The 12,692-nt window shown below is 54.3% G+C and carries 12 protein-coding genes and 1 tRNA gene; 2 read left to right on the plus strand and 11 right to left on the minus strand.

Annotated features, from left to right (window positions below; all coding sequences use genetic code 11):
• Positions 1 to 217 precede the first annotated feature (217 nt).
• Positions 218 to 394 (minus strand): hypothetical protein, encoded by a 177-nt coding sequence (locus HY913_12960; protein MBI4964182.1) that lies wholly within the window; start codon positions 392 to 394, stop codon positions 218 to 220.
• Positions 395 to 626: 232 nt separating this feature from the next.
• Between HY913_12960 and HY913_12965 the strand changes: the two genes are divergently transcribed.
• A complete protein-coding gene (locus HY913_12965; protein ID MBI4964183.1) occupies positions 627 to 932 on the plus strand; it encodes a hypothetical protein in 306 nt (101 codons plus the stop codon).
• Between the two features lie 281 nt (positions 933 to 1,213).
• Here HY913_12965 and HY913_12970 read toward each other — a convergent pair whose 3' ends face one another.
• Positions 1,214 to 1,903: an SOS response-associated peptidase gene (locus HY913_12970; GenBank protein MBI4964184.1), complete on the minus strand. Its 690-nt coding sequence runs from the start codon at positions 1,901 to 1,903 to the stop codon at positions 1,214 to 1,216.
• A 365-nt stretch (positions 1,904 to 2,268) separates the two neighbouring features.
• Here HY913_12970 and HY913_12975 point away from each other — a divergent pair, with 365 nt between their 5' ends.
• Positions 2,269 to 2,790, plus strand: a complete 522-nt coding sequence (locus tag HY913_12975) for a response regulator (GenBank protein MBI4964185.1) — start codon at positions 2,269 to 2,271, stop codon at positions 2,788 to 2,790.
• A gap of 188 nt (positions 2,791 to 2,978) precedes the next feature.
• On the opposite strand, the gene HY913_12980 is transcribed toward HY913_12975, so the two are convergent.
• The 9 genes from HY913_12980 to HY913_13020 all read right to left on the minus strand — a co-directional run bounded on the left by HY913_12980 (position 2,979) and on the right by HY913_13020 (position 12,409).
• Positions 2,979 to 3,878, minus strand: coding sequence for an ABC transporter ATP-binding protein (locus HY913_12980; GenBank protein ID MBI4964186.1), 900 nt, complete (start codon positions 3,876 to 3,878; stop codon positions 2,979 to 2,981).
• Between the two features lie 11 nt (positions 3,879 to 3,889).
• Complete coding sequence (locus tag HY913_12985; protein ID MBI4964187.1) at positions 3,890 to 4,669, minus strand: ABC transporter permease; 780 nt, start codon at positions 4,667 to 4,669, stop codon at positions 3,890 to 3,892.
• A gap of 187 nt (positions 4,670 to 4,856) precedes the next feature.
• Positions 4,857 to 5,906: a lipid kinase gene (locus HY913_12990; GenBank protein MBI4964188.1), complete on the minus strand. Its 1,050-nt coding sequence runs from the start codon at positions 5,904 to 5,906 to the stop codon at positions 4,857 to 4,859.
• Between the two features lie 172 nt (positions 5,907 to 6,078).
• Entirely contained in the window at positions 6,079 to 6,879 is an 801-nt protein-coding gene (locus HY913_12995; protein ID MBI4964189.1) for a hypothetical protein, read from the minus strand.
• Between the two features lie 145 nt (positions 6,880 to 7,024).
• The gene (locus HY913_13000) at positions 7,025 to 8,596 is read right to left on the minus strand and encodes an OmpA family protein (protein ID MBI4964190.1); all 1,572 of its coding nucleotides are present in this window, start codon (positions 8,594 to 8,596) and stop codon (positions 7,025 to 7,027) included.
• Between the two features lie 39 nt (positions 8,597 to 8,635).
• Positions 8,636 to 9,418, minus strand: coding sequence for a VWA domain-containing protein (locus tag HY913_13005; protein MBI4964191.1), 783 nt, complete (start codon positions 9,416 to 9,418; stop codon positions 8,636 to 8,638).
• 20 nt (positions 9,419 to 9,438) lie between these two features.
• Positions 9,439 to 11,163: an ABC transporter substrate-binding protein gene (locus HY913_13010; GenBank protein MBI4964192.1), complete on the minus strand. Its 1,725-nt coding sequence runs from the start codon at positions 11,161 to 11,163 to the stop codon at positions 9,439 to 9,441.
• Positions 11,164 to 11,482: 319 nt separating this feature from the next.
• Positions 11,483 to 11,557, minus strand: a tRNA-Gly gene (locus tag HY913_13015).
• Positions 11,558 to 12,223: 666 nt separating this feature from the next.
• The gene (locus tag HY913_13020; protein MBI4964193.1) at positions 12,224 to 12,409 is read right to left on the minus strand and encodes a hypothetical protein; all 186 of its coding nucleotides are present in this window, start codon (positions 12,407 to 12,409) and stop codon (positions 12,224 to 12,226) included.
• Between the last annotated feature and the right edge of the window lie 283 nt (positions 12,410 to 12,692).

Genomic DNA, 12,692 nt, shown 5'->3' on the forward strand with positions numbered 1-12,692 from the left:
AAAACTGTTGCTTGCATGAAGATCAATCGCCGCATACACTTCCATTGGGCGCCTCCTTTGGTTAATGGCAAGTCGGGGATATCACACCCCCCGACTCAGAGGCGCCTTTTTATGATTATCAGGTCTGCTCTTGGCTCATCTTGGCCTGGCGCGTGCTGGTGCAGGCATACACATGGGCCAAGAGCAGCCCTGCCCCCCAGTCAAAGCCTGTTACTCTCTAAACCACTAACTTTTCAACTATATCGGCTAGCTCACCCGTCCGTTCGATCTTTTCTTTCGCCTTCTTCGCCGTGGCAGGGTCCAAAAGCCCGCAGGCCTCAACGAACTTCTCCAAATAATCAGCAATTGCCTTGCCCAGATGCATTCCAACAGAGAGTCCAATCCAAAATTCCATGAATCTTCTCCTCAGATGGAAGTGCTAAGATTGGCCGCATTCTATTGCATTGGAGCACGAAATTCCACGTCCCTGTTGGCAAAAAGTCCCTCCAAATCCTGTTCGGACATGAAGAAAATCGAAGGCGTTCAGGCCCGCTCGAATCCTTTTGAAAAAAACCGCATCTACATTGGAATAAATTGAAGGACTGTTGTGCACAGGAATATCTAAAGCATGAGATGGAGGCTTTAGCATGAAAATTGAACGATATATCGGCGTAATGGTTGTCCTGGTGGTCGGACTGTTTCTTGTAAATGCGTCCGGGCCCCAACCTGCTTTTGCAGCAGCTGAGGCATCCACCGCGACCAATTGCGTGCCTGCGAATGCATGGTGCACTCCCGCGACGTCCGGAGGAGTTTCAGGGACATTCTGCGCGACAGAGCCGGTGAGGCCGGCAAGAACCGCAGCCAGAAGCTCTGATGGTCTGTTGGATGTGGTTGGCTCCATAGTGGCGGCTCCTTTCGTTCTAACAGAGTGCCTATTAGTAGGATGTCCATAGCCGCTGAAGATAACTGGATTGGTAATCGTGTAGCCGAGGCGATAGCAGACCGGCCCGAGAGAGGGTGACGGGCTAGGTCTGCTCTTGGCTCATCTCAAATGCGTTGAGCCACAGGCTGGGCTAAACCACTTGACAAACCATGTGACTATCTGCTATGTTATTAGTGCTCCTTAAACTAAGGACGCACGACACCTAACTAAACCTTTTAAATGCCGGGACAATCATCCCGGTTTTTTTTGGAGCAAGAGGGGGGCTCCACGAGGCGGAAATTCTGCCAAGGGTCACGCGCGTTCATCCGGAAAGATCGGTTCGATGCAATCCGGTGCGTCATAGGAGGCCTTGTTCACTTTCGGATTGACAGGTCTGCTCTTCATCTTCTCGGCAGGAAAGGGTTTGAAGAGCGGTGTCAATAAGTCCGGTTCCTGATTGTCCGGATCGAGCCAGATATCATAGTCCTTTGCGTCTAAAATGACGGGCATACGATCATGAACTTGCAGTACCAGTTCATTGGAGTCTGTGGTGAGAATGGTGCAGGATTCGATGACTTCCTTTTCCGGCGATGTCCAGCTCTCCCAAAGTCCGGCGAAAGCAAACGGTTCCTCGTCCGCGGATGTGATAAAGTAGGGGCGCCGTTGCCCGGCCTTTCCCTTTTCCCATTCATAGAAGCCATCGCTGGGGACAAGGCACCGCCGCTTCTTGAAGGCCAAGCGGAACGCAGCCTTATCGGGGAGGCTCTCGGCCCGCGCGTTGATCAGTCTGGAGCCTATGGAGATATCTTTTGCCCAGAACGGAACCAGCCCCCACCTTACCAGGCTAAGCCGGCGCCTGAGCGTTTCCGGGCCTCGCCTGATGATTGCAACCTGCTGCGTGGGTGCGATGTTGTACCGAGGTCCCAGGTCAGGCTCTTCTTCAAGCCCGAAAAGTTTTGCCAGGCTCTTCCCCGGCGTCATCAATACGAATCGTCCGCACATGAATCCGTCCTCCGAATTTATCGATTATAGGACCCGCGGCGGCCGTTGAAAAGCAAATGCAAGGGTATCATGACCCCGCAAAGCGCGAACCGCGGAGAATTCGTTTCACGCTGTCCGGGGCGATGTGGTAAGTTGACATGACCAAGCCTTGATTCTGTGTCGGGACCAACACTCCGCAGACCCTTGAGGCGCCGGCTTTGATTATTCAAGGTCTTGTGGCATACAATGCCGTGTGATTTTTCGGGGCCAGGGGAGCAATCCCGCGACCGATCTTCCACTTAAATAAGCTCGACCCTGCAAGCGGCATCATAGTTCCCGTTTTGCGGCTTGCTTGACGAAATTTCAAATCTCTTAGGGGGTATTTCATGCCGACTTCCGAAACCTTAAGCGGCAAAATGATCCTTGTCGTAGATGACGAACAAGATGTGTTGGACATCATAAGCGAGGAACTTGCAGATGTTCCCGATCTGATGCTTCACACGGTCACGACTTATGAAAAGGGAATGGAGCATCTCGTTTCCTACACATATGATTTGGTAGTCCTCGACATCATGGGCGTAAGGGGATTCGACCTGCTCAAAATTGCCACGACTTCGGGTTTTCCGGTTGTGATGCTCACCGCGCACGCCCTGAGCCCCGACACGATGAAACAATCCATTGAGCTTGGGGCTCGAGCCTACCTGCCCAAGAACAAGCTCGGGTCATTGATCCCGTTTCTCGAGGATGTTTTGAAGCTGAACTATCAGTCCGTGTGGAGGAAGGCACTTGACGAGGTGATTACTGTTTTCGACAAACGCTTCGGATCTGACTGGCGCAGGTCGGAACAAGAGTTCTGGGACGAATTTGAAAAGAAGCTATCCGTGGATGAAGGGGCCATAATAAAATAGTTTTGGCTTACCTTTACCGCGGCCCGCTATCACCATGACGCGCGCTGTTGGGATTCCCGTGTGAAGAAAGGGTCTCTGTCCGGCTGCGGGTAAAAATGACAGACCCCCGAAAGAGGCGTTTGCATACAAAATTCATGCAGCCCGGATCGAGCTTAGCGTGAGCGACGAACGTGCAATGAAGCCGTTTGCTAATTCCGCTCCATTTCTTCTTCTGACAATGTCTGGAAGGAGTCCGGGTGTCTCAGGTTGAATTCGCTCACATGCTGACAGTACTGGGGATCGAAGCCCTCTCTTCTGATTTGCTGGATCAGTCTTCCAAACTCGGCGGTTTCTTTCACGACCGTTGACGTGGCTCTGCGGGCCAAGGGGTAGTCGGAGACTATTCGAGCGCCCCTATGGTTGGGAGCGACGTGCCTGCCGTCTCGGTAATATTGTGAAAGCACTATGATTCGCGTTCCCAGAAACACGGCTTCTTCCAAATCATGGGTGACAAAGAATACCGTCATCTCGAACTCTTCCCAAAGTTCCAGGAGAAAGAGCTGCATCTGCTCTCTGGTTCCCGGGTCCAGCGCGCCGAACGGCTCGTCCATCAGGAGAATGTGTGGCTTCATGATCAAGGACTGGGCTATGGCCGCACGCTGCTGCATACCCCCCGACAATTCGTGAGGAAATTTCGCCCAGTGTTCCGAAAGCTTGACTTTTTCGAGGAAGTACATTGCTTCCTCACGAAACCCGTTGCGTCGGAGAAGTCCGGCAAGAAACCCCGCACTCAGTGTCTTGCCCAGCATTACATTTTCCAGAACCGTCAGGTGCGGGAACAGCGAGTATTTTTGGTAGACTATCCCGCGCTCCGGTCCTGGAAATCCTACGGGCTCACCGTTGATGAGCACTTCCCCCTTCGATGACAGCTCTTCTCCAAGGATTATCCGGAGAAGGGTCGTCTTTCCGCAGCCGCTGGGACCGACGATCGTGCACAGTTCCCCCGCGGTGACGCAAAGGTCCACATTGTCGAGAATAGCCTTGTCTCCGTACGACTTGTACAGATCGCTGATGACAAGGATCTTTCCATTTCCGGGTTTTACGGGCATGCTCCGGTACTTCATTGGGAAGCGACGAACCAACGATACTTCCAGCTTACGACCAACCTCAGTAACGCGTCCATACAGAATCCCAGGAACGTTATCCACAAGACATAAGGGATGATCACGTCCATGGCGAGATAGCGCCTCATCAAAAATATCCGGTATCCCAGGCCATCGGTTGACGCTATAGCCTCCGAAGCGATCAGGAACAACCAAGCAGCCCCAAGACTGAGTCGCACTGCAATGAGCAGTCTGGGCATGATTTGCGGTAGCAGTACCGTGTACAGCACTTGCATCTGGGACGCGCCCAGCGTCAATGCCTTGACGATCTGTTCTTTCGGGATCTGCTCCGTCTCTTGCTGCACGTCACGGGTGATTACGAACACCGATCCCAGAAAGATCAGCATGACTTTGCCTAGTTCGCCTACCCCGAAGACGACGAACAAAATGGGCAGAACGGCCAGCGGAGGCACGATGGAGAGAAATCTTATGACAGGCATAAGGGTCGCGCTGATCCCTGGGAATGCACCGCTGTCCATTCCCAAGATCAGTCCCACCACTGACGCCAATCCCAGTCCTATGACGATGCGCCGCACGCTGGCCAGGGTATCGGTGAGCATGAGAAACCGGCCGGTGCGCGTATCCCGAGTGAAGGCCATGGTGTGAACGGCCTCGACCATTTTGGATGCGGACGGGGTGAGCTTGTCGTCGGGGTTGCTGTCCAACCGCACATGGGAGGCCATGAAGTATCCCCCCACGAGAATTGCAAAGGGGATCAACCCTAGAACCAGCTTCATAAATCGCGATGGCCGCGCATGAAGGCCCCAGAATCTCGGAATTCTTCTCACAGGACGGCTCCCGTTGCCCCATTACTTTTCAGTGAGAGCGGCCGGCTTTGGCTTGTCCGGCATGCTTTCAACGTGGGCCGGTGGACCTTCTTCTCTCACAGTAAGGGCTCCTCACGCGGTTTGCTGCCATTCCGCTTCAAAGCTTGCCTTCCGCTGCCATTTGCATGTATGACGCGTCGAAGTGCAATTTCACATTCTTTCTCTCGCCCATCGTGGACCCATCCGGAAACTGTATCCCAATGGCGTCCTTGGAAGCGGCCCCTTGCCCGTACAAGCCATGATCAAAGCAGAAGCTTCGCACGTATTCCATAGTTTTCTTAAGGTCTTCGCTCCTGGCGAACTGTGCTGCTTGACCAGGCTCATAGAACATCCTCGTGGTACGCAATTGAGCCCGGAATTCCGCTTCCGTGCCCCCTGCAAATTTGGCCATTGATTGAATGGCCTCCTTACCCTCTTTGCCGGGGTTGGCCATGAATAACATGGTCTCGTACCAGGCGCCGACCAACGCTTTCTTCAGCTTGTCGGACGTGTCGGTTCGCACAACCATTAGATCTATGATCTCGCCCGGAATCTGGCTCGAATCGAAGAGAAGCTTGGCCCCTTTCACGTTCCGACATTGCATAAGCGGCGGGTTCCAGGTAACCGCCGCACCGTTGGGGTCTGAAGCAAAAACAGCGGCTATGTCCGAATCGGATGTGTTGACCAGTTTCATTTCGCGCTCATTCATGTTGTTCATGCTCAAAGCGCGAGCTAACAGGTAATGTGACACCGAGAGTTCCACCAGTTTCACTTCTCGACCCTTAAGGTCACCGACGGTCGAGCCGTTCTTCATGACGATGCCGTCATTGCCATTGGAGAAATCGCCGATGATCAGCGCAGTTGAATTAACCCCACCCACTGCCGGGATCGTCAGCACGTCCATATTTGTCATCGCGCACGCGTCAAACTTGCCGGCCGTGTAAAGGTTTATGGACTCCATGTAGTCATTTATGAGAACCAACTCGATTTTGATGTCGTACTTGTCCGCCCATTTTTTGAGGATTCCCTTGTCACTGGCAAGCTGCCAAGGCTCCCAGCCGGTGTAATGTGACCAAGCAACCCGGAACGTGGGTGCGGCAGCAACCATGCCGGTACTACAGCACATGAGGGTCACAAGGACCAGGCCGACGATAACACTACGTTTCATTGAATTAACCCCCTTGAAGAACCTTGCGATGCGGCAACCGGCCACTCACCGGAAGTGGCGGCAGAATTTGATGGGTTTCCGGACAACGGTCGAGCCGAGTCCGCTACGATCCTCGAACTCGCCCTTCTTCGTGACGTCCTGCAAGCGCTACCGCTCTCGGTCGGACGAGAGATCACACCATGGTTTCCTTTTCTTGCGTGCTCAGACTTCTCGCCAGCTCATTCAGACGCTCCACAGATGACTCCGGATTTACCATGGCAAATCGATCATCTGTCTTGTCTCCGCTCACTATCACTGCGGTCATCTCGTCAATCCCGGTGATAGCTTCCTCGTTGCGGCTCAGAAGTGCGTCGGCTTTTCCTAGATGTGCATCTCGGAGCTGCAACCGTTTCTTCAAGGTCTCTGCTTCGCGCTTGTCGGCGTCGGTGGGCCTTTCGATTGCGGCGAGAGCCTCGAGGCGGTGGCTGATGTCGTCGAAGTCTATGGTTGCCGCTCCTTTCAGCGCTGCCGACACGCTCCTCAGGTTGTCCAGGACATTAAAATATACCTGTTCGGCAGCGAATGAAATCCTACCGCTTAATTCGGGCCCGCCGGGGACATCTTCCAGAAGTGCTTGCAGTCTGCCGTACTTCTCGTTGATCTGTTGGAACTGGGCAACGGCCTGGGGAACAAGGTCGTCAACGCCGGCTCCTGCGATGCTTTGGAGGTCTTCTTGTATGGCGAGAACGCGCCTACGCTCTTGTTCGGCCCATTCCTCCTTGAGCTTACGTGCGTACCGCTGTGCAATAATAGTGTCTCGAAAGTAGAAATTGACTATTGCGCTGCCGGCCCCGAACACGAGCATTCCCAAGGAAAACACAATACAGGCGGGTGACGCGAACAGCGCCCCCGCGAGCCCTCCGAGCACTCCAAGGACACCCGGGTAGATCGTCGCAGGGTGAGTCAAAGCTTCATTACGCACAGCTCTCCGCATAGCCGCGTCCGAAAGACGGTTCGACTGGGAGGATTCTGATCGTCGGTTGCTCATATGTACTCGACGGGCCGTCAGGCCTGAGGACCTCCGGCCGGATGCGGCTGACGGCCGCGTTTCGGGCGCTCTCTTGAAAAGAAAGGTGCAGTCAAAGTTCGTCTCGCACCAGTACGATCTCCACTCGGGGCAGCTTGTATTCCCACGCCCTCACCGATTCATCCGGTTTACGCGGAAGCGGAACAGCGCCTCCGTAGCCCTCGGCCTTCATCCTCTTCGGATCGATGTTGTGGGTAACTTCAAGGTACCTGGTCACAGCCTCGGCCCTCTCCTGAGAGAGACGTTGGTTCAGCGCGGGATCGCCCGCTGTGCCTGTGTGGCCCTTAACCACCATTCTGAAATGGGGATAGTGCTTCAAGATATCCACCGCCTGATCGATGACTTCCTTGGCCATAAAGTCCAGTTGATGGGACCCACTCTGAAATATGACAGGGTCAACTCGTAGCGTGCCCACTTCTCTGAGCGCAAGCCATCCGCCCTCGTCAAGCGATGTGAACCGGGCTTGCAAGGAGCTTTTGGCGTCGGCAGGAGGCTCTCCCTTGCCGGGGGATTTGAACCCGGTGATCCCCTTCACAAAGAGATCCTTGAGGTACGAGCTGTTGATCAAGCGGTACGCGTCACCCGATGGCACGGGATTTGTTGAAAAATCACCCGCATGTATCAGAGTGCTGATGGTAGACTCAATGGTGTTTACAAGAACTTCCTGCCCGGAGATTCCTGGCCCGGCTATGCCAAACCACTGCTCGCAGTTCTCTGTTAGGTTCACCCATCTTACTCCTTTGAGCATAGAATCCACCGAACCCTCGGGAAGCCCTGTTTCCGCAACAAGTCGCTCGCGTAGCAGTTGCGGCTGTTGCTGAAACTCCTTGAGCACCCCGAAGTACGCGGAGAGAACCAGTTTCACCACATCCGGATTCTTCTGGGCGAACCTCCTGTTCACCAGAAGTATGTCTACAATTAGCTTTTCGGTATCCTCCGTTCCCAGGATCTTCACTATACCTTGCTGTGACAAGGCCCGCGACACATCCGGCTCCCACATGACAGCCACATCGGTGTTGCCTTGCAGGAGTTTCGCGAGCGCTTCAGTGGACCCCTTGGTTTCGATCCGGAGCGGCCCGGGCGGCGGTAACAGTTCAGGAACATGGAAATGATGCGATGCGGCCTTGAGCAGGTAGTGACTGGGGCTGTCAGGCGTGAAGGACACCGCAATGTTGGGCCGGCCCTTGAGGTCATCCAGGCTCGTCACCTTATCGCTTCGCGCTAGGATGGCGTCTCCGCCTTTGGATTCGTCGATCACCATGATGATCGTTCCTGGCACGCCGAATCCAGCGGTATCCACAACGAATGAATCCACCGTTGCCACGGCAAAGTCTATCTCGCCATCCCTGAGCCTCTTCATTCGCCGGGTATAGTCGGCATTGTCATCCTCGCATGACAGCAGCCATCCGGCTCTCCGAAGCTGTTTCTTCATTTCCGCTGATCGGAAGATGAAGTAACCCGTCCAATTGTCCAGCACCAGGGAGATCTTACCCTTGGTGTCCTGTGCATCGGTCGCCGCCTTCTCTTGTATCTCCTTGAATAGCGGTAGCAGGAACCATGCCGCAACGATCGCCACCGCACCGACCAGCAGCAGCAGCAAAGCTCCAACGACCCTTCTGTTCATGAATACACTCTCCGCCAGGTCAACGGGTGAACAGTCCGGTCACTTACTAAAGGTAGCAACATCGAACTTTTCGGCCTCTGCCAGAACCTCCAGCAGCCCCTTGCGGAGAGACTCGGGGTCATCGGCGGTTTTGTAGATTGTGCGCCCCTTCTGATTGAGGTCATGCTTATCTCCGATACAGAAACCAATGGTGCTGACGATGATAGGGCTCTTCTCCAAGACTTGTTTTACCTGCTCGGTAAGCTCCTTGGAATCTGTGGCCATACCATCGGTGACCGACACTATGGTGTACTCCCCGTACCCAAGTTGGCGGCCGCCCTGTTTCTTCAGCATGTGACCGGCGATCTCGAAAGCACGACCGAGCGGAGTATTCCCTCCCGGCTGCACGGTTCTGAGAACCTTGGCTATTTCGCCTATATTCAGGCCTCGTAGCGGGAGCTGTGACCACCCATTATTATGGAAGGCCACCAACCCCACGTTTGCGTCTTCAGGAACCGTCTTGGCCCACTCCATCACCGCTGCTTTGGCGGCCTCGCACTTGTCGGCGTAGGAACCGGCCTTTCCAAGACACTCTCGCTCGCTCATACTGCCGGAGCCGTCAAATATTAGCACGAAGTTCCGTCTCGTCAGCTTTTCCACCGGCTCAACCTGGCCGATTTCGTTGGTCAGATACGGCCAGCCGCTATCGAGAAGGCCAGTCTTGGCTGTTTGCGCCGGAACCTCGTTCTGGGTCCTGGGAGGAGTGCCCTCCCGGCAGCCGACCAGGCTCGAAATAACCAGAAGCATTCCGAATGCCAGAGCGATAGGGACGGACTTTCTCATGACGAGCCTCCGTTCCTCTGTCATTCAAGAGGAGAGAACACGGACTTTTCCGCCTCGACCTGAATAATCCTGAAGGCCACTCTCATGTTGGAAAGCCACTCTTCGGGGGTCTTAGGAGCGCATGGTTCATTGCCGCACATACCGTTCTTGGGTTGATAGATGCCGTGGCCCACTACGCTAAACTGGCTGGGGTCGAGGGATATGTATTTGCCTTTCGCGTACGCCATAATGCCATCTCTCACGCTTAAGGCGCGCGTGAGGCTCAGGTTCTTGGCAGCCTGCCCCACCCTCTTCAGCTCGATCTCTGTCGCACCTTTTTTCTTTCTGGTGAGATACCCAAGCGGGTCGCTGTGACCTTCCACGATGATGATCGCTCCTCCATATGTGGAAGCCAACTGCACCACCCTATCGAAATCAGGCGCGTACATCTCTGCCTCAAAGGTATTCTGGTTGGGTTTGAAGAATATCTCGAAGGAAAACAACTCTCCCTCTTCCATGGCTCCCATCGCGCGCCTTCTCTCCACAACCCGGGCAACCTCTTCAGCTTTGAACCGCGGGCTCTCCACGGTATCGATGCCCGTAAGGCCTGTCCTGAACCTATCAAAATCCCATTTTGCATGCTCCAACGGGACCTTCTTGTTCAGGAGGCCAATGCTGACGAAGGTGGACTGGATCTCATCGGTCACCTTGACAAAATACCTGGGCCATTCCGGGTCCCCGAAGAACTTCACATTGCCTTGGAATCCCACGTACTCACAATCCCCGTACAGGGCCTCGGCATCTGCGACAGCCTGGGGGCTGTCGAGAAGAATCCGTGCAGCCGCGGTGATCATGTTCTTGAAATCTGCCGGCCGTTTATCTTTGGCCGCTACCAGGGCCTTCAATTGTTGCTCGCCGAGCATCAAGCCGTGCACGAATGCCTGAACTTTGTCTTTGTGTTTCTCAAAGTAGTCGGAGCGCACGGCATAGACGTCCGCGATAATGCGGTTAGCCGTCTTGGTGGATAAAAGGATCCTGGCGCCTTTGACGGACCCCTCTGCGCCGGTGCCCACGGTGCCGTTGGAGGTTAGGGTCAAGCCGTCGGGAATGATGACCAGCGCAGCTTGGACGTCGGCCCGGTGAAGTGCTTTCGCAGGCGTATTCTCGGCACCTGTGAGGTCTGTCGTCCACCGTATTTGCACATCCCTGGTGGACAGGCCGGCTCCTTTCAGGAGGTTACCGAGATAGTCTACATGGGGCCCATAAGCCTGGAGCGCGATGGTCTTCCCTTTCAGGTCCTTCACCGACTTGATTCCTTCTTTCGCGACAAGACAGTCTCCGCCGGAGGACCAGGTCATCTGGTACACCACGATAGGCCGAGTTCTAGGGTCTTGCGAAAGAAGCTCGGAAGCCATGTTGATCATTCCCATGGTTCCTCGGAGATATGGCATCTCACCCCGTAGATATGACTCCACCTGCTTCTTGAATTCGTCCATCCGGGCAAGTTTGAACTTCAACCCCTTCTTGCCGAAAATGCTTTCCGTGGTGGTGCTGGAGGAATTGCCGTTGGCAAGAATTGTCGCTATATCGCCCCCCCAGGTGATCAGTGGAAGTTGTGTCTCGGCAGATGGTTTCACTTCCCCGACAGGAATTCGGATGGTCTCCGTGAGCGGCGGCGACTTCTCGAACTCTACTCCGGCAAGCGCCAGATTAAAGGAGACCGTCAAACCGACGAGAAACATCAAGGCGACCCTGCAGACTCTCATGTGGTGCTCCCCTCCTCGTGAGTGTCATACTGCCGATGCCATATTTGAACTATCCTAAGGGAGGTAGGATAACTCATGCCGTCCCCAGGGTCCATCAATATCACGTGCTGGTAGTACCCGTTCAGCGCCGGGCATGAAGCAAAGTTCGAGGGCATAAACCCTACCTTGCCTCACCGAACAAGATATCCTCGTCTACCTGGCCCGTGACCGGATAAAGCTCGGAAATGGAGAAACGCCAGAACCTAAAACCCCCGACGAAGCCGCAAACACTTGGCATACAGCTTTTCGAGGGTCGTTTTGAATATTATTGGTTGCTGGGTGGAGCGGGAAACGGGATTTGAACCCGCGACTTCAACCTTGGCAAGGTTGCACTCTACCACTGAGTTATTCCCGCGCAGAGATCAATATACCGCAGAGCCAGACGGGAAGTCAACCCCAAATCCGCCCTTGCGGAGGCGCCTTAGCCGCGAAGGCATAAGATCTCTCACCGCAGAGGGCGCAGAGGGCGCGGAGTAAGAGCACGGCATGGAGGCCGTCTCAAAAGTCGGTGACAGGTTTAGATCGTGCTACGAATTGAACTACAGCGGCTAATGAAGGGTAGCCCGGAGGCTACTGCCTCCGGGTGCCCCAGGCACAAGAGGTCTAGACCTGCGGTATTGCAACTGATTCATGGATGAATATAGCAGGTCCACGAATTTGTTCGTCCACCAGACCTCCTGTCGCTTCGCGACCCGCGGGTGGGACCGTCCCGCGCAGAACGCGAGATTGCCGGTCATTCTAATAGACAGGCTGGAAGCCTGTGCCACCGAACGTCCGGGCTACCCGCCGCATACCAGGAGTCCGCTGTATCAATCAGTTTTGAGACAGCCTCCAGGCCGTGCCCCTACATTGCTGCGAACTCTAAGTTCTATGCGGCAGAATGGTTTTGTGTAACTTCTAAGCTCAACCAAACAAATCGCCCTTCCAGACGTGGGCCGAGCCTTCCAACACACGCGAGGAAGAAACGAAAAAGCCCCGCTAACAAGAGCAGGGCTTCCATCACCGGGGTAAGAAAACTGAATCAAGCGGTCTTTTTGTAGGAAGTTCTTTTCTGCAACTGCCCGGCCATTTCAGAAATTACTGTGTAGGAGAGGCCTGTCTTGGCGTGGATCTTATCGATGCTCCTCACCATGATGCGGCCGTTGCGCTCCATTTCCATCAACAGCATATTTTCTACTTTTCTTAGCTGTTCGGGGTCGCGCGACATTTTGTCTCCTTTCGAGATCAGCGTGTCACAGGGAAAGTGTGCAAGTTAAGTGCCATCTGGATGATGCGTGATTTTACTAAACAATTACATTAGGGAGCTGAGTTAACACTTGAATAATGTATTAATTTTTTGACAGAATGCGAAATACTTTCGCAGAAATGCCAGTCCAAAGTCACCTGGTGATGGTCATGCAAAAGAGGAGAGGGATTTGGTCAGTCTTTCGTCAGCGCGGTGCGTGCAGCCAAGCCTCTGAATCAACCGCCCTACAGGATGCGGTCTTGCC

It is taken from the genome of Desulfomonile tiedjei, assembly GCA_016212925.1.
Lineage (GTDB): Bacteria > Desulfobacterota > Desulfomonilia > Desulfomonilales > Desulfomonilaceae > JACRDF01.

Coding starts and splice junctions, on each gene's coding strand:
- HY913_12985 (MBI4964187.1), bottom strand. CDS start 4,669: ATGAAGCTGGTTCTAGGGTTGATCCCCTTTGCAATTCTCGTGGGGGGA.
- HY913_12980 (MBI4964186.1), bottom strand. CDS start 3,878: ATGCCCGTAAAACCCGGAAATGGAAAGATCCTTGTCATCAGCGATCTG.
- HY913_12975 (MBI4964185.1), top strand. CDS start 2,269: ATGCCGACTTCCGAAACCTTAAGCGGCAAAATGATCCTTGTCGTAGAT.
- HY913_13000 (MBI4964190.1), bottom strand. CDS start 8,596: ATGAACAGAAGGGTCGTTGGAGCTTTGCTGCTGCTGCTGGTCGGTGCG.
- HY913_12965 (MBI4964183.1), top strand. CDS start 627: ATGAAAATTGAACGATATATCGGCGTAATGGTTGTCCTGGTGGTCGGA.
- HY913_12970 (MBI4964184.1), bottom strand. CDS start 1,903: ATGTGCGGACGATTCGTATTGATGACGCCGGGGAAGAGCCTGGCAAAA.
- HY913_12960 (MBI4964182.1), bottom strand. CDS start 394: ATGGAATTTTGGATTGGACTCTCTGTTGGAATGCATCTGGGCAAGGCA.
- HY913_13010 (MBI4964192.1), bottom strand. CDS start 11,163: ATGAGAGTCTGCAGGGTCGCCTTGATGTTTCTCGTCGGTTTGACGGTC.
- HY913_12995 (MBI4964189.1), bottom strand. CDS start 6,879: ATGCGGAGAGCTGTGCGTAATGAAGCTTTGACTCACCCTGCGACGATC.
- HY913_13005 (MBI4964191.1), bottom strand. CDS start 9,418: ATGAGAAAGTCCGTCCCTATCGCTCTGGCATTCGGAATGCTTCTGGTT.
- HY913_12990 (MBI4964188.1), bottom strand. CDS start 5,906: ATGAAACGTAGTGTTATCGTCGGCCTGGTCCTTGTGACCCTCATGTGC.
- HY913_13020 (MBI4964193.1), bottom strand. CDS start 12,409: ATGTCGCGCGACCCCGAACAGCTAAGAAAAGTAGAAAATATGCTGTTG.